Source organism: Lacinutrix venerupis (assembly GCF_003663945.1).
Classification (GTDB): Bacteria; Bacteroidota; Bacteroidia; order Flavobacteriales; family Flavobacteriaceae; genus Lacinutrix; species Lacinutrix venerupis.
In genome coordinates, this window is sequence record NZ_RCCH01000008.1 from 184,964 (window position 1) to 208,726 (window position 23,763).

21 protein-coding genes are annotated in these 23,763 nt (G+C 29.6%); 17 read left to right on the plus strand and 4 right to left on the minus strand.

Annotated features, from left to right (window positions below):
• Nucleotides 1-24 precede the first annotated feature (24 nt).
• The 3 genes from leuD to CLV86_RS12825 are packed head-to-tail and all read right to left on the minus strand — an operon-like array spanning nucleotide 25 to nucleotide 3,193.
• Complete coding sequence (gene leuD, locus CLV86_RS12815; RefSeq protein WP_076734190.1) at nucleotides 25-612, minus strand: 3-isopropylmalate dehydratase small subunit; 588 nt, start codon at nucleotides 610-612, stop codon at nucleotides 25-27.
• A gap of 1 nt (nucleotide 613) precedes the next feature.
• The gene (gene leuC, locus CLV86_RS12820) at nucleotides 614-2,014 is read right to left on the minus strand and encodes a 3-isopropylmalate dehydratase large subunit (protein ID WP_121052875.1); all 1,401 of its coding nucleotides are present in this window, start codon (nucleotides 2,012-2,014) and stop codon (nucleotides 614-616) included.
• A gap of 3 nt (nucleotides 2,015-2,017) precedes the next feature.
• On the minus strand, nucleotides 2,018-3,193 hold the full coding sequence (locus CLV86_RS12825) for a 2-isopropylmalate synthase (protein ID WP_121052877.1): 1,176 nt from the start codon (nucleotides 3,191-3,193) through the stop codon (nucleotides 2,018-2,020).
• 148 nt (nucleotides 3,194-3,341) lie between these two features.
• Here CLV86_RS12825 and CLV86_RS12830 point away from each other — a divergent pair, with 148 nt between their 5' ends.
• The 7 genes from CLV86_RS12830 to CLV86_RS12860 all read left to right on the plus strand — a co-directional run bounded on the left by CLV86_RS12830 (nucleotide 3,342) and on the right by CLV86_RS12860 (nucleotide 9,439).
• Nucleotides 3,342-4,883: a hypothetical protein gene (locus CLV86_RS12830; protein WP_121052879.1), complete on the plus strand. Its 1,542-nt coding sequence runs from the start codon at nucleotides 3,342-3,344 to the stop codon at nucleotides 4,881-4,883.
• Nucleotides 4,884-5,103: 220 nt separating this feature from the next.
• On the plus strand, nucleotides 5,104-6,399 hold the full coding sequence (locus CLV86_RS12835; protein WP_121052881.1) for a tyrosine-type recombinase/integrase: 1,296 nt from the start codon (nucleotides 5,104-5,106) through the stop codon (nucleotides 6,397-6,399).
• A gap of 20 nt (nucleotides 6,400-6,419) precedes the next feature.
• Nucleotides 6,420-7,184 (plus strand): hypothetical protein, encoded by a 765-nt coding sequence (locus CLV86_RS12840; RefSeq protein WP_121052883.1) that lies wholly within the window; start codon nucleotides 6,420-6,422, stop codon nucleotides 7,182-7,184.
• 100 nt (nucleotides 7,185-7,284) lie between these two features.
• Nucleotides 7,285-7,563, plus strand: a complete 279-nt coding sequence (locus CLV86_RS12845; RefSeq protein ID WP_121052885.1) for a helix-turn-helix domain-containing protein — start codon at nucleotides 7,285-7,287, stop codon at nucleotides 7,561-7,563.
• A 21-nt stretch (nucleotides 7,564-7,584) separates the two neighbouring features.
• Nucleotides 7,585-8,223: a hypothetical protein gene (locus CLV86_RS12850; protein WP_170148546.1), complete on the plus strand. Its 639-nt coding sequence runs from the start codon at nucleotides 7,585-7,587 to the stop codon at nucleotides 8,221-8,223.
• A 4-nt stretch (nucleotides 8,224-8,227) separates the two neighbouring features.
• A complete protein-coding gene (locus CLV86_RS12855) occupies nucleotides 8,228-8,956 on the plus strand; it encodes a P-loop NTPase family protein (protein ID WP_121052889.1) in 729 nt (242 codons plus the stop codon).
• Between the two features lie 57 nt (nucleotides 8,957-9,013).
• Nucleotides 9,014-9,439 carry a hypothetical protein gene (locus CLV86_RS12860; RefSeq protein ID WP_121052891.1) on the plus strand — a complete coding sequence of 142 codons (426 nt, stop codon included), beginning with the start codon at nucleotides 9,014-9,016 and terminating at the stop codon, nucleotides 9,437-9,439.
• A gap of 138 nt (nucleotides 9,440-9,577) precedes the next feature.
• Here the strand turns inward: CLV86_RS12860 and CLV86_RS12865 are convergent, their stop codons facing one another.
• Nucleotides 9,578-9,955: a hypothetical protein gene (locus CLV86_RS12865; protein WP_121052893.1), complete on the minus strand. Its 378-nt coding sequence runs from the start codon at nucleotides 9,953-9,955 to the stop codon at nucleotides 9,578-9,580.
• A 96-nt stretch (nucleotides 9,956-10,051) separates the two neighbouring features.
• Here CLV86_RS12865 and CLV86_RS12870 point away from each other — a divergent pair, with 96 nt between their 5' ends.
• The 10 genes from CLV86_RS12870 (at nucleotide 10,052) to CLV86_RS12915 (ending at nucleotide 23,753) form a co-directional block, all read left to right on the plus strand.
• Nucleotides 10,052-11,062, plus strand: a complete 1,011-nt coding sequence (locus CLV86_RS12870; protein ID WP_121052895.1) for a helix-turn-helix transcriptional regulator — start codon at nucleotides 10,052-10,054, stop codon at nucleotides 11,060-11,062.
• A gap of 72 nt (nucleotides 11,063-11,134) precedes the next feature.
• Nucleotides 11,135-13,609 (plus strand): N-6 DNA methylase, encoded by a 2,475-nt coding sequence (locus tag CLV86_RS12875; protein WP_147427041.1) that lies wholly within the window; start codon nucleotides 11,135-11,137, stop codon nucleotides 13,607-13,609.
• Nucleotides 13,610-13,621: 12 nt separating this feature from the next.
• Nucleotides 13,622-14,779 (plus strand): hypothetical protein, encoded by a 1,158-nt coding sequence (locus CLV86_RS12880; protein WP_121052898.1) that lies wholly within the window; start codon nucleotides 13,622-13,624, stop codon nucleotides 14,777-14,779.
• 421 nt (nucleotides 14,780-15,200) lie between these two features.
• Nucleotides 15,201-16,478 (plus strand): DUF2130 domain-containing protein, encoded by a 1,278-nt coding sequence (locus CLV86_RS12885; RefSeq protein ID WP_121052900.1) that lies wholly within the window; start codon nucleotides 15,201-15,203, stop codon nucleotides 16,476-16,478.
• A 39-nt stretch (nucleotides 16,479-16,517) separates the two neighbouring features.
• A complete protein-coding gene (locus tag CLV86_RS12890) occupies nucleotides 16,518-18,104 on the plus strand; it encodes a class I SAM-dependent DNA methyltransferase (RefSeq protein WP_121052903.1) in 1,587 nt (528 codons plus the stop codon).
• A complete protein-coding gene (locus CLV86_RS12895; RefSeq protein WP_121052905.1) occupies nucleotides 18,104-19,267 on the plus strand; it encodes a restriction endonuclease subunit S in 1,164 nt (387 codons plus the stop codon). Before CLV86_RS12890 ends, CLV86_RS12895 begins: the two co-directional genes overlap by 1 nt.
• A gap of 7 nt (nucleotides 19,268-19,274) precedes the next feature.
• Nucleotides 19,275-19,607 carry a hypothetical protein gene (locus CLV86_RS12900; RefSeq protein ID WP_121052907.1) on the plus strand — a complete coding sequence of 111 codons (333 nt, stop codon included), beginning with the start codon at nucleotides 19,275-19,277 and terminating at the stop codon, nucleotides 19,605-19,607.
• Between the two features lie 19 nt (nucleotides 19,608-19,626).
• Nucleotides 19,627-22,413 (plus strand): hypothetical protein, encoded by a 2,787-nt coding sequence (locus CLV86_RS12905; RefSeq protein WP_121052909.1) that lies wholly within the window; start codon nucleotides 19,627-19,629, stop codon nucleotides 22,411-22,413.
• 22 nt (nucleotides 22,414-22,435) lie between these two features.
• A complete protein-coding gene (locus tag CLV86_RS12910) occupies nucleotides 22,436-23,245 on the plus strand; it encodes an EcsC family protein (RefSeq protein WP_121052911.1) in 810 nt (269 codons plus the stop codon).
• Between the two features lie 82 nt (nucleotides 23,246-23,327).
• Nucleotides 23,328-23,753 carry a hypothetical protein gene (locus tag CLV86_RS12915; protein WP_121052913.1) on the plus strand — a complete coding sequence of 142 codons (426 nt, stop codon included), beginning with the start codon at nucleotides 23,328-23,330 and terminating at the stop codon, nucleotides 23,751-23,753.
• Nucleotides 23,754-23,763 lie beyond the last annotated feature (10 nt).

Below are 23,763 nucleotides of genomic sequence, written 5' to 3' on the forward strand. Positions count from 1 at the left end.
AACGAGTAATCACTAACGCGTTTATTAATTAAGTGTTTTTTCAAACGCTTCAATTTCTGTTTTTTTACTAAGTAAGTAATCTATATCGTCATAACCATTAATCATACAGGTTTTTTTGTATGGATCTATTTTAAAATTCTCGAAACGCTTACTGCTTTTTATGCTAATTTGTTGTTCACGTAAATCTACTCTTAATTTTGTATTTGGGTCTGCTTTAATTTCAGAAATTAAATGTGCTAAAAATTCTTCAGATACTTGTACGGGTAGTAAACCGTTATTTAGGGCATTTCCTTTAAAAATATCTGCAAAAAAACTAGAAACAATAACCTTAAAGCCATAACCAGTTAAAGCCCAAGCAGCATGCTCACGACTAGAACCGCAGCCAAAATTATCTCCAGCTACCAATATTTCTCCAGAAAAAACATTATTGTTTAATACAAATTCTTGATTTGTAGAACCATCTTTATTAAAACGCCAGTCTCTAAAAACATTGTCTCCAAATCCTTTTTTATCTGTTGCTTTTAAAAAACGAGCAGGAATAATTTGGTCTGTATCTACATTTGCAATATCTAAAGGTATTGCTCTCGATGTTAATGTTGTAAATTTTTCCATATTATGCGAATTCTAAAGTTTCAATATTTTTTGTAACGTCTACTATTTTTCCTGCAACGGCAGTTGCAGCAGCAACTAAAGGGCTTGCTAAAATAGTTCTTGAACCTTGACCTTGTCTTCCTTCAAAATTTCTATTCGATGTAGATACGCAATATTCGCCTTGAGGAATTTTATCGTCGTTCATTGCTAAACAGGCGCTACAACCTGGCTGTCTTAATTTAAAACCAGCAGCGTCAAAAATATCTTTTAAACCTTCTTCTATAATTTGTGTTTCTACTTGTTTGCTTCCGGGAACTAGCCAAGCGGTAACATTGTCTGCTTTTTGTTTCCCTTTTATATATTTTGCTGCTACTCTAAAATCTTCGATTCTAGAATTGGTACAGCTACCAATAAAAACATAGTTTATTTGTTTGTTTATTAGGGTTTTACCAGCTTCAAAATTCATGTACTCTAAAGCTTTTTTAAATGAAGGATCATTTTGTTTTGGAATGTTTTCAGATATTTTTATTCCCATTCCAGGATTTGTTCCATAGGTGATCATTGGTTCAATATCTTCGGCATCAAAATAATACTCTTTATCAAAAGTAGCGCCTTCATCAGTTGGTAATGTTTTCCAGTAAGCTACTTTTTTATCAAAAGCCTCTCCTTTTGGTGCGTATTCACGTCCTTTAACATAGTTAAAAGTAGTTTGGTCTGGAGCAATCATGCCACCGCGAGCACCCATTTCTATACTCATATTACAAACTGTCATTCTTCCTTCCATAGACATGTTCTCAAAAACATCTCCGGCATATTCACAAAAATAACCAGTACCGGAGTTGGTGCCTAATTTTGAAATAATGTAAAGAATGACGTCTTTGGGTAATACGCCATTTTTTAACTTGCCATTAACCGTTACTCTTAAGCTTTTAGGTTTTGTAAGTAATAAACATTGGCTTGCAAAAACTTGAGCAACTTGACTTGTGCCAATACCAAAAGCAATAGTGCCAAAGGCGCCATGCGTTGAGGTGTGGCTGTCTCCACAAACCATAGTCATGCCTGGTTGTGTGAAGCCTAATTCTGGTGCCATAACGTGTACAATGCCATTGTATTTATGGCCTAACTCGTATAGCGTAATGTTATTTTTTTTACAGTTAATAGAGAGTTGTGCGAGTTGGTTTCTAGATAGTTCGTCTTTAACTGGTAAATGTTGATTTTCCGTAGGTGTATTATGGTCTGCGGTAGCAACAATTTGGTTTGGTCTAAAAACAGGTATGTTGCGTTCTTTTAATTCATTAAAAGCTTGTGGGCTTGTTACCTCATGTATTAGATGTTTATCTATATATAATATTTGTGGACCGTTTTCTATACTGTCTACCACATGTGCATCCCATACTTTGTCAAATAAGGTTTTCTTACTCATAATTTATGCGCTAATTATTTGTCTGTAAACATTACTTGTTTCGATTATTTGGTGGATGTCGTTATCATTTATCTCTTTCTTTTTATCTGCGAAACTTAAAAAGTTTGAATAGACATCGTCTAATTGAAGTTTAGTTAATTCGTAACCAACATTTTTTGCTCTATAAGCTAATGCAGCACGGCCACTTCTTGCGGTTAAAACAATGGCAGATTCTGTAACACCAACATCTTTAGGGTCTATAATTTCGTAAGTTTCACGGTTTTTAATTACGCCATCTTGATGAATTCCTGAGCTATGAGCAAATGCATTGGCTCCAACAATTGCTTTGTTAGGTTGCGTGTATATTCCCATACTATCTGAAACAAGTTGGCTTAATCCGTAAAGCATTTCAGTTTTTATATTAGTATCTAAATTAAGGTGAGGATGTTGTTTTAAAACCATAACAACTTCTTCTAAAGCAGTATTACCTGCACGTTCTCCAATGCCATTTATAGTACATTCAATTTGTCTTGCTCCATTAATAACGCCTTCAATAGAGTTTGCTGTTGCTAACCCTAAATCGTTATGGCAATGGCAAGATAAAATGGCTTTTTCTATGCCTTTTACGTTTTCTTTTAAGTACTTGATTTTTGCGCCATATTCACTTGGTAAGCAATAGCCAGTTGTGTCTGGAATATTTAAAACAGTAGCTCCTGCTTTAATTGCTGCTTCGCAAACTTTAGCAAGATATTCGTTATCTGTACGTCCGGCGTCTTCTGCATAAAACTCCACATCTTCAACGAAAGATTTTGCGTATTTTACAGCGTCGTAAGCACGCTCAATAATTGTTTGTCTGTCAGATTTGAACTTGTGTAAAATGTGTGAGTCTGAGGTGCCAATGCCAGTATGTATTCTTGGTTTTGCTGCATGTTTTAATGCTTCAGCAGCTACTTTAATGTCGTTTTCTACTGCTCTAGTTAAACCGCAAACTTTTGCATTTTTTACTATTTTTGAAATAGCTTCAACAGAGTTAAAATCTCCAGGGCTTGACACTGGAAATCCAGCTTCTATAACGTCTACTCCTAATAAATCTAATTGTTTAGCAATGATTACTTTTTGTTCGGTATTTAACTTGCAGCCTGGTACTTGTTCTCCATCACGTAGTGTAGTGTCGAAAATTTGTATATTATTGTTTGACATTTAAGTGTATTTTATTTTTGTATTGAAATACTAATTTATACTTTGGTTACTTGTTACAAGCTATCACTATTTAAAGTGTTACGATGTTCAATCTTTGTAGTTGAATATAAAAACCTGATAAACAGTTGTTTAAGATAATTATTAGTTGATGACTAAAGACCAAAAAGATAATTTATTTGCCTTAGTAAAATCTTTAAATAAGTCGGAAAAACGACAATTTAAGTTGTATGTTGGAAGGTTGGGAGTGAATTCTGATTCAAAATTTTTAAACTTATTTACAGTTTTAGATAGGCTTAAGAATTATGATGAGACATTTATTTTAAAGTCTACAAAAATTAAAAAGCAACAATTAGCTAATGTAAAAGCTCATTTGTATAAACAATTGCTTATTAGTTTAAAGCTTAATCCTTCGCATCAAAATATTCGCTCTCAAATTAGAGAGCAATTAGATTTTGCTTCTATTCTATATCATAAAGGGCTTTATAAGCAAAGTTTAAAAATACTTGATAAAGCAAAAGAACTAGCCATTACTAATGAAGAAAAAAATATGGCTTTCGAAATTGTAGAGTTAGAGAAGGTTATAGAATCTCAATATATTACCAGAAGTATTAGTAGTCGAGCAGATGAGTTGACCATACAGGCAAAAGAATTGAGTTCGCAAAATGTAATTGCAAGTAAATTGTCTAATTTATCGCTTCAGCTATATAGTGTGATTCTAAAAACGGGTTATGTAAAAAATAAAACAGAGAGTAATAAGGTAACAAAATATTTTAACAGTAGACTTCCAGAATTTAACTTAAAAGAATCTGGTTTTAGAGAAAAACTCTGGTATTATAAAGCACATTTGTGGTATAGTTTTTTGTTACAGGACTTTTTAAACTGTTACAAATTTGCTTCAAAATGGGTCGATTTATTTAATCAGTATCCAAATATGGTACATTTAAATCCTGTTTTTTATTTAAAAGGAAATAATTATTTATTAGAGTCGCTATTCTTTATAAGTAATAAAAAGAAATTTGATAAAAAATTAAATAATTTTATTAAAATAACGGGCAATCCAAGTTTTCCCAAAGATGAAAATGTTGCTTCGTTAGTATTTTTGTACACAAATTTTCATAATATAAATACTCATTTTATAGATGGAAGTTTTAATGAGGGCTTACAATTAATACCTGAAATCGAAAACGAGCTTGTTGAGTTTGATACAAGAATAGATGCTCATCATAAAATGGTATTTTATTATAAGTTTGCGAGCTTGCATTTTGGTGCAGGAAATAATAAAGAGTGTATAAAATACTTAAATTTTATTATTTCGAACAAATCGCTTTCTATGCGAGAAGATTTACTTTGTTTTTCAAGAGTTTTAAATTTGGTAGCTCATTATGAAGCAGGATTAGACTATCATTTAGAGGTTTTATTACGTAGTACTTATAAGTTTTTAATTAAGATGAATGATTTGCATGAGGTGCAAAAAGAAATGATAAAATTTATACGTGGTTTACAAGATATTTATCCTCAAGATTTAAAAAATGCATTTCAAGAATTGCATAAAAAATTAAAAGTATTTGAAAATCATCCTTTTGAGCGTAGAGCTTTTTTATATTTAGATATTATTTCTTGGTTAGAAAGTAAAATAGAGGATAAACCAGTTGGAGAAATTATTAGAAATAAATACTTAGCTAAACAATAAAAACCAAAAAACCCGATTCAATTGAATCGGGTTTTTAGTGGTGGTGCCTCCAGTACCACTTTTTACTTTAACTCATGTTATTCTATTTTAACTCAAATTCTTATTTCTTCTTTATTTATAGTGATTAGGAGAAATTTAGAATAATTTCACTACTTTTGAAATAACAATAATTAAACATAATGTTGTCCCTATTGTTGTCCCTTTTAAATTTCGTAGATTAATGAATAGTATAAATCAAACTACAGGAACAGTTAAATTTCGATTGAAAGAAGTTAATTCTAAAAAGGAAACGTCTATTCTTTTAGACTATAATTTTGGTAGAGGAAATAGAATTAAATTTGCAACAGGTTTTAAAGTTGAGCCTAGATATTGGAACAATGCTAAGCAAAAAGTAAAAGCCGTCTCGACAATTAGTAATCGAGAAGAAATAAACAAAAGTTTACTTAATTACGAAGCTGAATTTATTTCAGCTATTTCAAAGTTAGATGAACTTGAAAGGCAAAATAAAAACATCTTAAAATCCTTATTGTCTAAAATAATTAGGAAAGTAGAAAAAAAGGAGCAAAAATTATTGACCACTTTTTTTGAATATGCAGATGATTATATAGAAAAACGCGAATATCAATCTAAGCATCTTTCAAGTGTAAAACTAAGTGCCATCACGGTTCGTTCATACAAACAAACTGTTAGCAGATTAAAAGATTTTAACAAACAGGTTAAATATGATTTAGATTTTGAAAATATTGATTTAAACTTCTATTATGCTTTTATTGGTTATCTAGAAAAATACAATTATTCTACTAATACTATTGGGAAGCACATAAAAAACCTGAGAACAATATTAAATAGAGCAACAGAAGATGGAGTAAATAAAAACCTATCTTTTAAAAAGAAAGAGTTTAAAACAGTAAACGAAGAAACTGTTTCTATATATTTAACGGAAAATGAAATTGATGCGCTCTATAATGTAGATTTATCAAAAACGCCCGACTGGGAATTGGCACGAGATATTTTTATTATTGGTTATTATATTGGTCAAAGAGTTTCGGATTATAACGGAATAAAAATGAGCCAAATAAAAGTTTTTAATAGTAGAGAAGTTTTAGAGATTATTCAAAAAAAGACAGGAGCAAAGGTCTATGTGCCATTGCATAAACGTGTTCGACAAATAATGAATAATCGGTATAATGGTGCATTTCCTCCTAGATTACCAGATTCAGATATAAATGAATACATTAAAGAGGCAGGAAGTAAAGCAAAAATATTGACTCCAATAACTGTTACTAGAACTAAAGGTGGTAAAACAAAAACTATAGAAGTAGAGAAGAATAAACTTATAGTTAGTCATTCAGCTCGCAGATCTTTTTGTACTAATGCCTACTTATCTAAAATGCCTGTTATTGATATTATGGCTATTAGTGGTCATTCTACAGAACGAGAATTTTATAAATATATCAAGGTAACACCACAAGAGCGGGCAGTAAAAATTGCCGATTCAGCATTCTTTAAAAATTAATCCAAATCAAATAAGGGTATATGAATTACAAAGCCGCATTCGCAATAGACGATAAGCACTATAGGGAAAGTTTAAAAAACATTACAGAAAAGGAATCTGATTTTATGTTAAATAATTTCGACCATTACGAACCGAAATTGGTTAAAGATTTCTATTTGAAGTATTTTATCCAAAAATTACTTTTAGAGGTTGATATTTTGGAATTAAATAAATTTTTAGAATACCACTATGATTATTGCGATGATCCCGAGTTATTATTTAATGTATTGGATCTTAAAATTGTTCCCAAGATTGGAGAGTTAATTGAGAACGCTCGATTGGATCTACAAGGAGGTGGTGGTTACTATAATGAAATAATATTAGAAAATGGATTTATTGAAAGTCGAGGAGTGGTCCATAATTCAAAATATGATTACTCCTCTATAAGTGGTCATATTTCTTGGTCAAAACTACAACAAGATTGTAATAAGCGTATTGAGGTAATTAATACTTTTCTAAAGCAACATGTCGATAATTCAATTCCAAAACCATTAAAATGGATCGCTGGACCTTCTCAACTAGGTTTTATAGTTAGCGAACTAATCGATAAGGGATACATGGAAGCTGAAAGAAGAAAAGGAGAAGTGAATTACGAAGCTTTGTCAAAAGAACTCTTCAAAGCTTTTTCTATAGATGGCGGGTCTACATTGAAAATGTATTTAAGTCCCTCTAACAAGAAACATAAAACTGCAAAAAAAACTTTTGAAGATAGAGGGTTTTTTTTGCCACCTTCAAAATTTACCTAATTAGTTTGCTACAAGGTTATAACCTTAAGTAACCTTATAAATTTAATTCTCATAATTCCTTCAGTTATTTTTGAGCTTTCAATATATAAGCATAGTTCAAATGAAACACAATCAAACAACAATAGATCACATTTCTTTCGATGAGTTAAAATCTCAAATCATCGAAGCAATTAACAATAGACTTAAATTAATAAACTTCAACCAAAAGAAAGAGTTAGAAGAACTTCTTACTGTAGAGGAAACTCTAGCAATTCTTAAATGCTCTAAGCAGGCGTTATGGAATTGGCGTAAAAATGGGATTCTCCCTAGCTATCGCATGGGTAATCGTGTGTATTATAAAAGGAGCGATATTTTTGCTAAACTAATAAAACAAGATTAGATGAAAAGGTCGGGTTTTATAATGCTTTATCGCAATATAATTGATTGGGAATGGTACTCAGATGTAAATACTAGTAAGGTTTTTTTTCATTGCCTATTGAAAGTAAATTATAGTGCAAAGCGTTGGCAAGGAATTTTAGTGCAAAAAGGAGAGTTTGTAACGTCTTATGAGAGACTTGCTGTTGAAACTGGTCTAACAATTAGCAAAGTAAGAACAGCTTTGTCTAAGTTGCAGTCAACCAATGATATTTCAATTAAAACTACTACTAGCTATACTAAAATTGGTATTCTAAATCTTAAAAATTTTGTTGCAGAACATTCTAGTGAGCAAATTGACGCTCGAGTTAGCATACCAAATAGCAAGCATTTAGCAAACGGTTCGCAATTAAATAACAATCAATTAGCAACAACTAATACTAATAATATAAAAAGTAAAAAAAGAATATTTAAAGAGAGGGTGTTTTCTCACTCTAATTATAATTCTAAAATTTTACAATCTTTTTTTAATTACTGGAGTGAGTTAGATAATAGTAAATTAGAAATGCGTTTTGAAGCTGATCGTTTTTTTGAAGTTGATAAGCGGTTAAAAAAGTGGGCTTCTAATGAAAGAAAAAGCCCTTACAAAGCTTCAGAGGAAAATAAATTATTGACAAATAGGTGATATTATGAGAATAAATAAAATTCAAAAACTGAGTAGTTTAATTCCATCTTCTAATAACTGCAAAATAATTCATGCTCCTAGTGATATAATCCAAAAAAGTAAATCTTTAGAAAAGCAGCAATTATGGAGTTTTTTTTGCAAAATTTTTAGAGATATGTGTGGTAAAGAATTAAAGAAGGACGAGTGCACTATTGCGAATTTAAAAGTTTTGTTCTTGTTTTTTTTAAGAGACAAGGAGTTTTTTAAATGCAAAAATCTTAGACAAGACATAAGTGTTGCCTCTTTCGATAAAGGTATATTAATTATAGGTGGTTATGGTCTAGGTAAAACTGACTTTTTTAAGGTTTTTGAAGAATTATTTAAACATTATCCAAGTTTGAAATACAAATTTTTTACATCTAAGGAGCTTGTCCATAAATACGAAATTTGTCAAACGCCAATGGATAAAAAGAGTTTTTTTAAAAGTGTTGAAAGGAACTTGATGTTTATAGATGACATTGGTTCGGAAAGAATAGGTAGTAATTATGGTAAAATTGAGGTGTTAGACGAGGTGCTTAGTCATCGTTATGATAAAAAATTAGTTACCTATGCGTCATGTAATTATACCAATAGTGAATTTTGTGCAAAGCAAACTTTGATAGATATAGGAAAAAGATATGGAGGTCGACTGCATGATCGATTATTTGAAATGTTTAATATTATTGAATTTGAAGGAGTAAGTTATAGAAGGTAGTAAAACGTTAAATAAAACTTTATTTAACAGATTAAAGAGCTAATTACACATAAAAAGATGAGAAAAACTAAAAACTGCAAGCATTGCGATTTTCAATTTGAAGCAAGAAGATCTAACCATGTTTATTGCACAAATAGCTGTAAAACCAAAGCTAGTTATAAAAGGAATAACTATAAATACGTGTCTGGACATTACCAAAAAGATAAAGTAGCATTAAATAAACCTGCAAAAACTTCAACAAATAGCATATCATTAATTGAGGAAAAACTAAACTCACTCGAAAAGAAAATGAGTGGTTTAAATTTAGACTCAGTTCAAAATGTAATGTTGGGCAGTGTTGCTGCAGATGGAATTAGCTATGGACTAAAAAAAGTGTTTGCATCAAATACGCTTCCAGCAACAAAAAAAGATATTATTGATTTAAAAAATGAATTAGATGAAATTAAACTATTGTTGCACCAAAACAAACCCTTTGGTTTTTAATAAAAACTAACATCTTGTTTCGCTCTTGTTATAGTTGTGTATTGAGACCTTAAAGAAGGCATATAAAAAGAGTTTACAAGAACTTTACAAATATTTGAGTTATTAGTGCACTCTATTTGCGTTGATAAATATAAACTTCTAAATTGGATTTGAGAAATCAATTTTACCATAGTAAGTACAATGGTATATATCAATAATTTTGTTTTTCTTTATTTCAAAGAATAATGCAAAGTGTAAATTCGAATTATTCCCTATAAATTTACAAACAGGTTTATTGCAATTACAACCTTCGCAATTATCTAAATCTAAATAAAACTCAGAGTCACCAAATGTTTTGTGTTTGTTGAAGGTTTCATTTAACTTATCAATAAACTTTTCTTTTCCTAAATCTTCATAGTCTATATCGTTATCTAATAGTAAATTTAACTCATAAGTATTCATTTTCATTATAGCTAGCCATACATCAGTAACATAGTCTTTAGTTCTGTTTTTTCCTAAATCATTAATAGTTTGCATAGTTTTTTTAAATTTCTACAATATTAATTACAACTAGTGCATCTGTACTGCACATAATTTATTTACATTTATAGAGTAGAAATAATTTCGTAAAATATGTCAACCAACAAACACGCTATAATAAGATACCAAACATTAGATAAATGTTTTAGAAACACAGGTAAAAGATATTATATTGAAGATTTGTTAGAAGCTTGTAATAATGCGTTATTTGACTTTGATCCTAATTCATTAGGTATAAAAAAGAGACAACTCTATGATGATGTAAGATTTATGGAGTCTTCGCAAGGTTGGTCTATCCCTTTAGAAAAAGTTAAGGATGGTAGAAGAGCATATTATCACTATGAAGATGATTCTTTTTCAATTAACAACCAGCCATTAAATGATAACGAAGCTGAGCAAATAAAATCAGCAATGCTAGTTTTAGGTCGTTTTAAAGGTTTGCCTCAGTTTGAGTGGGTAAATGAGTTAATTCCTAAGCTTGATCAAACTTTTAATTTGTCTAGTCAGAATCAAGAAATTATTAGCTTTGACACGAATGAATTTCTTATTGGAGCAGAATATATTTCAACCTTATTTAAGGCAATTCAAAATAAGCAAAGTTTAATTGTGACTTATAAATCCTTTAAAAGTATTGATGAACAGAAGATTAATTTTCATCCTTATCATCTAAAACAATATAATAATAGATGGTTTGTTTTTGGTAAGAATGATGGGTTTGATAATCTCACTAATCTAGCGCTGGATCGGATCAAGAGTATAGATCATTCTTCAATTAAATTTGACACAAGTCAGATGATAGATTTTGAAGAATTTTTTGAAGATATTATAGGTGTTACTAAACCAGATGATGTTGTTTTAACTAAAATTATTTTAAAAGCTACTCCTCAATTGGCGCCTTATATTATAACAAAACCATTACATGGTTCTCAAAAGAATATTGAAGAAACAGAGAGCTTTTATACTTTTTCTATTGAAGTGATACCAAACTACGAATTAAATAAAAAGATTTTATCTTTTGGTAATGGGATTCAGGTTTTAGAACCAACAAAAATAAGAGAGGCAATTAAAGAAGAGTTAGCAAAAACTTTTGAAAAATATAACTAGTGCGGGTTAAGCGCACAGGTTAGTTTTATATTTGCAAAAAGATTAATTAAATTGTTATAGATATTGAAGACTTTGGTAAGTAAATCAGCAGAAAATTTTATTCAGTTACTCTTAAACGAATTATCATTAATAGATAGAGAATTAGTAAGTTATGAATTTGAACACTTATTTGTATTACTTTTTTTACAAGAGAACAATTTACTAGATCCTATAACTAAAGTAGATAGTAGAAATTTAGATAAAGAAATCAATGAAGATGATATTCTTGATTCCTTTTTTGAAACAAATAAGTTAGTATATACGCAAAAAGTACATTATGCAGTTTCAAATTTAATGTATAGTTATTTTGTAAAAAAAGTTGATTATAGAGATTTTAAAAAAATCACTAATGTTTTTAAGGAGGTATGGAAAAATAGAGGAAGTGATAATTATAGTCAATTATTTGAAGCTTTATTAGACCAGTATTTAAAGCGAGAAAGTAAATACACTGGTGAGTTTATTCAACCAAAAAACCTAACTGCTTTTATGTGTGGTTTGGTGGAAACTTCTTGGAATGCAAATATCTATAACCCTTTTTCTGGCTTATGCTCTTTTGGATTAGAGTATAATACAGAAGGGATATATTATGGGCAAGAGAAGGATAAAACAACTTCAGAAATTGCTGTTTTACGCTTTAGCGCTCATAATCTCTCAGAGAATTATATAGTAAAAAATGAAAGTTCAATTAGTCGATGGAATAAATCCAAAACAGATTACGATTTAATAATATCGCATCCTCCATTTTCTGGTTTTGTAAGTAATATAGATTTAAAAAAGTCTGAAACCTATATCGAGTGGACTATTTCAAAAGGACTTGAGTCTTTAAAAGATAATGGGAAAATGGTGTTATTAATTAATAATACGTTTTTATTTGCGGAAACTATTATAGCTAAGAATTTAAAAAAACGACTTATTGATAATTCGCTTCTTGAAATGGTAATTTCTTTACCGTCAGGTGTTTTAAGTAATACAAGTGTAAATACGAATATAATTGTTATAGATAAAGCAAAAGAAAAAGGAAGCCCAATTCAGTTTTATAATGGTGAATACTTAACCAAATTCACAACAGCAAATTCTAACAAAGTTGAATTTAGAGATGATATTCATTTTAGTATTAAATCCAAACATTTAAGCTCTAGTGATTATAGAAAAGTTGAAAAATCTGAGATTATTAAAAATGGATATAATTTAAGCTTATCTAGATACTTTTTAGAGGACATCGATGGTGTTACTATAGAGGAGTTGTTTGAAATAGAGAAAGGATTAAAATTATCCAAAAACTCCTTTGCTAAAATAGTTCAGATTAGTAACCTTAATAATTCTTCTGAAAAACTGGACGTTTCTCAATTAGATACTAAGGAAACTAGTTATCCTATTTTTAGAGTTGAGGGTGAAGGCTTACTGGTGGCCACAGTTGGAGAAAAGTTGAAACCTACTATCTTAAATACTAGAGATTACAGTGTTTATTTAGATAGGAATGTAAAATTTTTAAAACCTATCAATACTAATTTTAACTTAGAGTATGTTGCTCATGAGTTAAACAAGGATTATGTGACTAAGCAGCTTAACGCTTTGTCTACAGGAAGTATTTTAGGGTTAAGAAATTTGCGTCTTGGAGATTTACTAAGGCTAAAAATTAAGTTGCCAGATATAAAAACACAAAATCGTGCAATTCAAGATGTTAAATTAGAGCATTTAAAACAGCAACAAGATGCATTAGTTGCTTTAAAAAAAGAATATGGTATTAATAAAGAAGATGAGCATAGTTTTATACGTCATAGTTTAGCAACACCAATGAAAATTGCCTATGATGCTTTAGAAGATATCACTAAAATAATTAATGAAATTCAAGGTAGTGATTATAAGAATATTTTAGAGCGACGAGCAAATAATAACACTACGTTGCCTTTAAAAACTTATCTAGAAATATTATCAAGGGAATTGGATGCAGCTAGAGAGATTGTAAATGTGTCAAGCTTAGAGGTAGGACTGGCTAATATGTCGAAAGAAGATGTGTCACTATTTAAGTTTATTCAATCTTTTACAAAGGAATTAAAATCTTTGAAGAGTAATGATTTTATTGTAGATTTTGAATTTGATAAAACAGTATTTGAAAATGATGTAAAGCAAAACTTATTAATTAGTTGTGATAAAGAATTAATAAAAAACGCATTTAATAATATTGTTGAAAATGCTATTAAACACGGATTTAAAAATCTGCCTTTAGAGCAGAGGTTTTTTGAAGTAAGTTTGGAATTACCAGTAGATAGAAATACAGTGATAATTAATTTTTCCAACTCTGGCTTTCCTATGCCTGAGGGTTATTCTATAGAACAGTTTATTAGAAAAGGTAGTCGAGGAACAAAGGTTGAGGGAAAAGGTTATGGAGGTTATTTAATTAACGAAATTGTAAAAGCACATAACGGTAACCTAAAACTTATAGAAGATTCTAACATTTCAGAAAGATATGTTACTACTTTTCAAATAGAATTACCAGTTGTAATTTAATGTAATAATAAGATGGAATTTAAAGTACTTTGGTTTGATGATGTACATCATCGTTTTGAAATTTTTAAAAATAGAGCAAAGCAGCAAAGCATAAATATTACTGCAGTAACCAATGCTATGGATGGTTTAAAATTATTAAAAAAACCAAATGTTGATTTTGATGCTATTATTATAGATGGTTTATTTTATACTGATGATGGTAAAGAAGGTGATAATGTAAATGATGATGCTTTTGGTCAAGTCGCTAAATTTTTAGGTAATTTAAAGGCTCAAAATAAAATTATCCCTTGGTTTATATATTCTGGAGAGCCAGGATTTATAAATGATGATAATTCCTTTCTAAAACTGTTTTCAAAGGATTCTTATGGTTCTAAAAAAGTATATGATAAAAATGTGCCAACTGATGAAGCTCTACTTTTTAATGATATTAAATCTGAAATAAATAGGATACCCAAAACTCAGCTTAAAATAAAATATTCAGATGCTTTTGCTCTATTCAATAATGGGCATTTATCTCAAATAGATGCTGATACATTATCAAATATTTTAATTGATGTAGAATTAGAAAATAAGATAAATAATGATTTTTTAAGTCTCAGAAAATTAATAGAAGGAACTGTGGATGTTGCACATTCAAAAGGATTAATACCGTTTAATATTAATAAAAATAACTTAAATGCTTCGTTTGCATTTCTTTGTAATAAAAACACTAATTACGAATTGATAGAACCATATTTTCATTCAGCTGTAACAGATTTGTTTTCATTGTATTTAAAAATAATTCAAGATGCTTCTCATAAAAAAGTAAGTTTAGAATTAAAAGTTGAAGATTATATAAGCAATCAAGCTAATAATTATTTGTTTAGATCATGTCTTTATTGTGTGTTGGACTTATTATCAGTGTTTAATGTTCTCTTTGAAAAGTTTGATAATTTAGAACTTCCAGATCAAAAATGGAAAGAGTTAATAGCGACAAATTTGTACCAAGGTAAAATCGATCAAGATGAAGATAATAACTATTTCTGTGGAGATTATATTTTATCATACAAATATATTCAACAGCAAAACCTTCAAATAGGTCAAGATATATTAATAACAACGGAAAAAGAAAATACGAGTAGAACTAAAAATAGATACTCAAAATTTGCTGTTACTTTTAAAATCGCTTAAACCAAAGCGCATACACTGCACACATCATCCAGATATTTATACAACAATTAAAATACAAACAGGAAATGCCGAAATCCTAGTAATAGTAGGTATCACTTAAATTATAGCTTTATGTCTGTATGGAAAGATGGTTATACACCAACACAAGACGATTTAGATAATCGTGCAGATCAGCTTAACCCAAATAATGATGAATATCAGGGTGAGCAAGAAGATTAAATTTGCAAAAGTCAATAAGACTATTGTATCTTTAAACTGTTTTATTTCATTGTTTTAAATGTTATAAAATTTTCCACTAGAAATCAGTAAGGCTTTTGCATTGCTGATTTCTTTTTTAAGTATAGTATAAAAAATAACTGTGCAAATACACTGCACACATTAATTTTACATTTGTAATGTTATTAATTATAATTCAATAAAAATGAGTGAGAATACTAGTGTAAAATGCCCAAATTGCAAAGAAGTTTTTAAAGTAGACGATTCCGTTTACACTGATATTGTAAAACAGGTTAGAGATCAAGAATTTGCAAACGATTTAAAAAACAGACTAGAAGTTGCTGAGAAAGATAAAGCCTCTGCAATTAAGCTAACAGCTTCCGAATTAGAAAATAAATACCAGAGGCAATTAGCAGAAAAAGATAAAACGATTAGCGATTTACAATTTAAAAGTAAATCGGAATTAGCAGAAGAGGTTTCTAAAAAAGAAGCACAAATACAAGCATTACAAAGTAAAATTGAAAATGCTAATATTCAAAAGCAATTAGAAGTATCTAGCGCTATAAATTCAGTTGAAAAAGAAAGAGATCAACTTAAAAACGATTTAAAATTAAAAGATTCTGAAAAAGAAATTTTAGAAAAATCGTTAAATGCACAATTCAAAAATAAGTTAGAGCATAAGGATGAAGCTTTAAAGTTAAAAGATGAAGAAATAGAGCGTTTAAAAGACTATAAGCAAAAACTATCTACAAAAATGATAGGTGAGACCTTAGAGCAACATTGCGAAGCAGAATTTAATAAGCTTAGGGCTACAGCGTTTCAAAATGCTTATTTTGAAAAAGATAACGATGCTTCTGGTGGTACAAAAGGCGATTTTATTTATAGAGAAGTAGATTCCAATGGAGACGAAATCATTTCTATTATGTTTGAAATGAAAAATGAAAACGACCAGACTGCAACCAAAAAGAAAAATGAAGACTTTTTTGCAAAACTAGATAAAGATAGAGTTGCTAAAAATTGTGAGTATGCAGTGTTAGTATCTTTATTAGAAACCGATAATGAATTTTATAATACTGGTATTGTAGATGTGTCATACAGACACGAAAAAATGTTTGTAATTCGTCCTCAGTTTTTCATACCTATTATCACACTGTTACGTAATGCTGGTATGAAATCTATTGAGTATAAAGCAGAGCTTAATCTAGTAAGAAACCAAAATTTAGATATTACTAACTTTGAAACTAAAATAGAAGATTTTAAAAACGGTTTTGCACGTAATTATGATTTAGCAAGTCGTCAGTTTGGGGATGCTATAAAGGAAATAGATAAAACCATGACACATCTTCAAAAAACTAAAGATGCTTTATTATCTTCGGTCAATAATTTGCGTTTAGCAAATAATAAAGCAGAGGATTTAACCATTAAAAAACTAACACACGGTAATCCTACAATGAAACAGAAATTTGATGATTTAAAAAATTAAATTACCAAAACTTAATAATAAAACAACCCATTCCTAACCATGATCACAGGAGAACTTAAAAGTAAAATAGATAAAATCTGGAACGATTTCTGGACAGGCGGAATCTCTAACCCATTAACCGTAATAGAGCAGTTTACCTACCTCATTTTTATCAAGCAATTAGACGATAAGCAAATTGTAATCGAGAAAAAAGCCAACCTGTTAGGTGTGCCAACAGAAAACCCAATTTATACTGAAGCACAACGACCATTACGTTGGTCTAGTTTTAAGGAAAAAGACCCAGAAACCATGTTCGATCTGTTTACAAGACCACAAGCAGCATTAGGAGATCTTACCGTTTTCGATTTCATGAAAGGTATTGGTAAGCAAGGTGGAGTTTTTGCACAGTACATGAAAGGTGCTATTTTCATGATACAATCGCCTAAATTACTAGATAAAGTTGTACAACAAATAGACACTTTAGAGCTGGATAATAAAGATGCAAAAGGCGATTTGTACGAGTATATGCTTTCTAAAATAGCAGAAGCTGGTACAAACGGACAGTTTAGAACACCACGCCACATTATACGCATGATGGTAGAGCTAACACAACCGAAACAAGACGATGTTATTTGCGACCCATCTTGTGGTACAGCAGGTTTTTTAGTAAGTGCTGGCGAGTATATACAAAGTAGACACCTAGATTGGTTTAATAACGCCACGTTTAGAGAGCATTTTCATAACAATATGTTTAATGGTATCGAGTTTGATCCTACCATGCTACGTATTGGTGCCATGAATATGCAATTACACGGTTTAGACAACCCAACCTTAATTGGTAAAGATGCACTTAGTGAAGCTAATGCAGATATTGAAAATGCCTACTCACTAATACTAGCCAATCCACCATTTAAAGGCAGTTTAGATTATGATGAGGTAGAAAGCAGCCTACTTAAAACTACAAAAACCAAAAAAACCGAGCTACTATTTTTAAGCTTGATGCTACGTATGTTAAAAGTTGGTGGTCGTGCAGCAGTAATTGTACCAGATGGTGTATTATTTGGTAGTAGTACAGCACACAAAAGCATACGTAAAGCGTTGGTAGAAAACCAACAATTACAAGCAGTAATTAGTATGCCTAGTGGTGTTTTTAAACCTTATGCAGGAGTTAGTACAGCTATTTTGTTTTTTACAAAAACCAATTCTGGTGGTACAGATAAGGTGTGGTTTTACGATATGAAAGCAGATGGTTTAAGTCTAGACGATAAACGTAACCTTTTAGTAACCGAAGACGCCTTAGAGCAATGTTTTACAGAACCAGAAAACATAGTAAAAGAGGTAGCAGGCAAATGTGATATTGCACAAATACTTCTAGACGCTAAGGTTATAATGAACTCAACGGTCACTTCGAGCGCAGACGAGAAGTCTCAAATAGAAAAAAACTTCTCAGACAAAACCAAACCAAGCTTTATAATACCAAAAGCAGACATTGCAGCTAACGATTACGACTTGTCTATAAACCGTTACAAAGAAATTGTGTACGAAGAAATAGAATATGATGCACCAGAAACCATTTTAGCAGATATTAAAGCGTTAGATAAACAAAGAACAAATGCCATGTTGAATCTTGAAAAGATGATGAAGTAATGGAGTTAGTTGAATTAGATAGCGTTTGTGAAATAATTGCAGGACAATCACCACCATCATCTTCATACAATCAGGATGAAGTTGGAGTTCCTTTTTTTCAAGGTAAAGCTGATTTTGGGAGAATAAATCCAACAGTACGATATTGGTGTACAGAACCTAAAAAAATGTCAGTAATAAATGATATTCTTTTTTCAGTTCGAGCACCTGTTGGTTCAACTAATGTTAATAATATAGAAGCCTCTATAGGTAGAGGACTCGCAGCTATTAGATGTAATAAAGAAATTGATTTACAATTTCTACTTCATTATTTGAGAGCAAATGAAGAGAGAATAGCAAATATGGGAACAGGTAGTACTTTCAAAGCTATTACAATTAAAACTTTAAAGTCAATCAAAATCCCACTACCACCATTACCAACCCAAAAGAAAATAGCTTCCATTTTAGACGAAGCAGATACACTACGCCAACTAAACAAACAACTCATTACAAAATACGATGCCTTAACACAAAGCTTGTTTTTAGAGATGTTTGGGGATACTTGGTTGAATCCTAAAGGATGGGAAATGAAATTAGTTGAAGAGTTAGCTTTAGATAAAAAGCATAGTATAAAAGCTGGACCTTTCGGTTCATCTTTGAAGAAAGATTATTATGTTGAAAAAGGATATAAAATATATGGACAAGAGCAGGTTATAAAAGATGATTTATCATTTGGCGATTATTATATAGATACTGAAAAATATGAGAGTTTAAAAAGCTGTAAAGTTCAAGCCGGTGATATTTTAATTTCACTAGTTGGAACTTATGGGAAAATAGCAATTGTACCTCAAAAATTTGAAGAAGGTATTATTAATCCTCGTCTAATGAAAATCAGTCCAAATCAAAAAATTATTAAACCAGATTTTTTCAAAATGCTACTCCAAGGTTCTGGTGCATTAATACAAATGAAGAGTAAGTCTAGAGGAGGAACAATGGATATTGTTAATGTTGGTATTATGAGAAAAATAAAAGTTCCTTTACCTCCAATTAATCTTCAAAATCAGTTTGCTGAACGTGCTAATATTATTCAACAACAAAAAGCACAAGCCCAACAAAGCTTACAAAAAAGTGAAGACTTGTTTAATAGTTTGTTGCAAAAGGCTTTTAAAGGGGAGTTGGTAAAGTAAAAGAATTATGAGTAAAAGAGGTTCTAGAAGTAGTAAATTTATTGGTGGTAAAAGTTGGAGTGCTTCTAGTTTTAGACAATCTATAAAAAAAGGAAGATCTGGTTTAAAAAAAGAAAAAAGGAAGAGTAAAGTGTTTGAAGCAGTTAGAAAAGTGTTTAAATTAGAAACAACTAGTCCAAGTTATATAAAATATCATAATGAGTACTTAAATATTGTTAATAAGCAAATAAGAAAAAGAGTTATAGATAATTTACTAAATATTGAAGATAGAATGAAACAAGATGGTAGGGCGTTCACCATAGAAACCTACTTTAACTTTCAATATCATCTTAGAGAATAAAATGTAAAAAAACTAAATAATGCGTGTATCTAAATTACTTACAGAATTAAAAATCTCTTATAAGAGATTAACTAGGTATAATAATTTTTTAGAGACACCTATTACAAGCCCAAATCAAGAGTTAGACGAGAATACACACTTACAAATTATTGCATTATACAATAACAAAGAAATTCAAGACCAATTAGATGACATAGCAATAAATGAGCAAGTTGTAGCATACAATGGGTATTTAGGTAAAGACTCTTGTAAGTTTATTGGTGAAATTAAATGGTACTACAACAAAACTAATGATGATGAATATGGTTTTGTAGAACATAATAAACTTGGAGATATTTATTTTCGTGGTAATGCAGTAAAAGGTAAAGACCCTCACAAATTAATTAATAATGAACTAGTTATATTTAATATTACTAGGCAGAGTTTTATAAATAGGGATAGAATACGTGCAACTAGTTTATATCCAATAGATTTTGAAACAGATATAGCTTTTTTAATTTATTTTGGTATTATTAATCAACAAGCAAAGCTTTTAGATCAAGTACTATCCATAATAAATAAAGAAGATTTTAAACTAGGTAAGTCTAGTAAATTTAAAATATTAAACATATTTAATACCTACTTTAATGCTTTAAAACTAAATGTAAATCAAGTTATTTCAATTCTAAAAATTGCACCTAAACTTAAAATTAATATAAGTAAAAGACAGTTTGAAATTATTAATAAAAATTTTGATGCTAACCAGAAGTTTCAACTGTTTCTAGACACAAATTATTTACTTTCGTTTCAAGAAATAGAAGCAACTTTAGTAGAATATATTTATAATAATCCTCTAAAAAGTAATAGTGTTTTAAATAAACTAGACACTTCAGATATAAACATTGTTTTAGAGCAAGTATTTAATAAAGTAATAGTAAACCCAGAATCGGATAACCTTCAAGCAATTTTTACATTACTTAATAGCTATAATTATAATATTGATTATAATAAGTTAAAACCCAAACAAATCACAGAATTATGGTTTAAAAATAGTTTTGATACTTTTCCAGTAGATGCAGTTTATAATTATGTAATAGAATTAAAAGGCCTAATAGAAAATACGTATAATCAAGATAGTATAAGTAAAATTGAAGAGGAAGTTTATAAAATCTTCAATAAAACATCTAAAGAAGAACAGGTAAATCTATTTTCAAAAACACATTATCAACAAGATAAGATAAAAGATGTTGAAGTATTTGATTTGGTTAAATTCTATTTAGATTATACAGAAGAGGAAACTTTAAAACAAACCTTTTTAGACACAATATATAACAAAGCTTCAGATTTTATTAAGCTGCATTTGTTTCTATCTAATTACACAAATACTATAGATTATAATAGCGCTGTATTATACACCGGAATTTTATCATCTTATAATCAAAAACGCTTTTTCAAAAAAGTATTAATGTTAATTGAAACCAATGTATTACACTTAACACTTCAAGATTTAAATAAAATAACCACTTTTAATTATGTAGATAATGAATATGCAAAAGAAATTGATGGCGTAGGTTTAGATTTTACATTAAGCATCATCCTTAAAATTACATCAGATTTAAGCATTAATGAAATAACTTCTAGAAACACAATTTTTGACATTATTGCAAATCAAATTAAAACTCCACAAGACTTATTAGTAATAAATGGTTTTTTTAGTAAGTGTACAGGTAGGACTATTGCAAAAAAATATACTGTAAGGAAAGAAGGAGAAACAGAACTAAGTTATTACAAAGACAAAACGGATAAAACACCAAGATTTGCCACATTTTGTGATGGCAGAAAGGCATTAGATGTAACTACAAAACAACCTGCTTTATCAAGAAGAGAACAAATGGAATTTTGGTGGTGTGAAAACATTCCTTGTTTTGAAACATGTAGAAAGCCTATAACTCCTAGTGATTGGGAAAACTACACATTGCAAGATGTTTTAAGAATATTAAATATCAAATTTAGTGAGAGACAGTACGAAATAGTATTAAGTGTTGTTAATCGTGTAAATCGTTTTTTGGAACATTTAAAATGTAAAAGTTGCTCTAATATTCTTAGACCAAACGGAAGAGCAAATTATGGGTTTTATGGTGTTAGCATGTTTTCTTGTACCAACAAAGACTGTGAAAACCCTGATAAAGATGTGTATTTATCTCATTGTTTAAATGGACAATGTGTAGATTTAATAGATAGCAGAGAAACGGTGAAATGTACACCATCAGCTTTGGAAAATCCAGATAATTGTGGTTGGTACATTTGTAATAATTGTTATGCTTGTTGTGATTCTGAAAAATTAAATGCAAGAAAAAATAGAATAGAAAGCGTAGGGCAAAATTATTTATGCCATACAGAAGGACATAGAAATTTAGGAATTATATGTTGTACAGAATGTGGTACAGAAACAAATAGAAAAGCTTTTAATTCAGAATTATACATTCGACAACTAGAATGGTTTAAAAGTATGGTTGGCACAGAAAGTATAGTGGATAGTAATCAACGTCAGGATGGTAAATGGTGGTTTAGATGGTATAGAGGAAATTTAACTTTTGAAAAATTTTATAATTCTTTAGTGTCCCTTAAAGAAAATAGATTTCAAGTACCTAATATAGACTCTGGTGATGATATCCAATTTGTAGCAGAACCTTTAGCTGATAATTATGTTTTTGAGTGTCCGAATTGTGAACACCTAATTGATTTGTCTGATAAAGAAATATTTGATTATACCAGAAAAAAAGCAATAGAACATTTTCACACAACAATATATCCAGCTAACAGATAATAGTTTTATAAATGAAGTAATAATGAGTGAAGAGCTAGAAAAATCTAATAATATTTCACATGAAGATTTAGAAGCATTAAAAAATGCTAAATCGACTATGAATAATATAAGTTGGGCAATGCGTAATGCCAATAAAATAGGAAGCACTGTAGAAACTGGAGCAACATTTATTCCAGAAAAAGTATTTAATAAATTACAAAAGATTATGCATTCTGTTTTGTTAGGTATCATCAAAGTAAACCTTAAAACTATAAAGAAAAACAAAACGTTTAGTAAACCATCAAATAAAACATATAGAGCTATTGTAACAGGTTCAGGCGCTTTAAGTGGGTTTCTGGGTTCCACTACAGGCGTTGGAACTGCTATTTTTGCTTCAGAATTAACACTAACTACCAAATTTTTAATGCGAACCATAATGGATATTGCACGTAGTGAAGGAGAGGATATTTATTCAATAGAAGGTCAGATGGCTTGTTTGGAAGTCTTTGCTTTAGGAGGAGAATCTAAAGAAGATGATGGTTTAGAAACAAGTTATTATACAACAAGAGTAGCATTAAGCTCAGCAATACAAAACGTGACTGCTCAAGGAATAAATAGTTTTGTTTCAAAAATTGTAACTAGATGGAGTATTCAAGTTACTGAAAAATTTGTTGCTCAAGCAGTACCTGTTCTTGGAGCAGTTGGTGGAGGTTCCATTAACTATATTTTTATTAATCATTTTCAAAATATGGCAACTGCCCATTTTACTATAAAAAGATTAGAGAGAAAATATGGAAAGGAACTAATTGAAAAGGTTTTTAAAACAATAAATATAAATACAATTGATAAATAAATATTTATTTAAAAGTGTTGTAAGGAACATTAAGTGAAAAATGTAATTGTATAAGGAGTTAATAATAATAGAAAATTTAAATATGGGTAAAAACTCACAATTGAATAACAAGAAAGAATTTAAATATATTACCGAATTTACTCACTCAATTATTAAGCTTGTATATGCTAAATATCCAAATCAATTTTTTGATGAAGAAAATAATGAGTTACATTTTAGCACTAGAGAATTAGATGGTGTAATAGTACAATTTCATACACATGGTTTACATTTAAAATTTAGTTATGCCTATATAAAAGCAAATAAAGTTTTTCAAGAAGATCTAAGTTTTAATATACCAGAAATTAATACATTATTTAATTACAATGTAAATTTACAATTACTCACATTATATCCTTTTGATAGAGATGAGTTTCGAGATACACCATTAGGTATGGAGCAAAGGTCAGGTTATTTTATTACTGTATTACAAGTAGCATTACAACACATTAATCTTTTAAAAAAGTAATTAAAATAGC

Excerpts from the sequence above, each read along its gene's own strand:
- leuD (WP_076734190.1), bottom strand. The coding sequence starts at position 612 with ATGGAAAAATTTACAACATTAACATCGAGAGCAATACCTTTAGATATT.
- leuC (WP_121052875.1), bottom strand. The coding sequence starts at position 2,014 with ATGAGTAAGAAAACCTTATTTGACAAAGTATGGGATGCACATGTGGTA.
- CLV86_RS12825 (WP_121052877.1), bottom strand. The coding sequence starts at position 3,193 with ATGTCAAACAATAATATACAAATTTTCGACACTACACTACGTGATGGA.
- CLV86_RS12830 (WP_121052879.1), top strand. The coding sequence starts at position 3,342 with ATGACTAAAGACCAAAAAGATAATTTATTTGCCTTAGTAAAATCTTTA.
- CLV86_RS12835 (WP_121052881.1), top strand. The coding sequence starts at position 5,104 with ATGAATAGTATAAATCAAACTACAGGAACAGTTAAATTTCGATTGAAA.
- CLV86_RS12840 (WP_121052883.1), top strand. The coding sequence starts at position 6,420 with ATGAATTACAAAGCCGCATTCGCAATAGACGATAAGCACTATAGGGAA.
- CLV86_RS12845 (WP_121052885.1), top strand. The coding sequence starts at position 7,285 with ATGAAACACAATCAAACAACAATAGATCACATTTCTTTCGATGAGTTA.
- CLV86_RS12850 (WP_170148546.1), top strand. The coding sequence starts at position 7,585 with ATGCTTTATCGCAATATAATTGATTGGGAATGGTACTCAGATGTAAAT.
- CLV86_RS12855 (WP_121052889.1), top strand. The coding sequence starts at position 8,228 with ATGAGAATAAATAAAATTCAAAAACTGAGTAGTTTAATTCCATCTTCT.
- CLV86_RS12860 (WP_121052891.1), top strand. The coding sequence starts at position 9,014 with ATGAGAAAAACTAAAAACTGCAAGCATTGCGATTTTCAATTTGAAGCA.
- CLV86_RS12865 (WP_121052893.1), bottom strand. The coding sequence starts at position 9,955 with ATGCAAACTATTAATGATTTAGGAAAAAACAGAACTAAAGACTATGTT.
- CLV86_RS12870 (WP_121052895.1), top strand. The coding sequence starts at position 10,052 with ATGTCAACCAACAAACACGCTATAATAAGATACCAAACATTAGATAAA.
- CLV86_RS12880 (WP_121052898.1), top strand. The coding sequence starts at position 13,622 with ATGGAATTTAAAGTACTTTGGTTTGATGATGTACATCATCGTTTTGAA.
- CLV86_RS12885 (WP_121052900.1), top strand. The coding sequence starts at position 15,201 with ATGAGTGAGAATACTAGTGTAAAATGCCCAAATTGCAAAGAAGTTTTT.
- CLV86_RS12890 (WP_121052903.1), top strand. The coding sequence starts at position 16,518 with ATGATCACAGGAGAACTTAAAAGTAAAATAGATAAAATCTGGAACGAT.
- CLV86_RS12895 (WP_121052905.1), top strand. The coding sequence starts at position 18,104 with ATGGAGTTAGTTGAATTAGATAGCGTTTGTGAAATAATTGCAGGACAA.
- CLV86_RS12900 (WP_121052907.1), top strand. The coding sequence starts at position 19,275 with ATGAGTAAAAGAGGTTCTAGAAGTAGTAAATTTATTGGTGGTAAAAGT.
- CLV86_RS12905 (WP_121052909.1), top strand. The coding sequence starts at position 19,627 with ATGCGTGTATCTAAATTACTTACAGAATTAAAAATCTCTTATAAGAGA.
- CLV86_RS12910 (WP_121052911.1), top strand. The coding sequence starts at position 22,436 with ATGAGTGAAGAGCTAGAAAAATCTAATAATATTTCACATGAAGATTTA.
- CLV86_RS12915 (WP_121052913.1), top strand. The coding sequence starts at position 23,328 with ATGGGTAAAAACTCACAATTGAATAACAAGAAAGAATTTAAATATATT.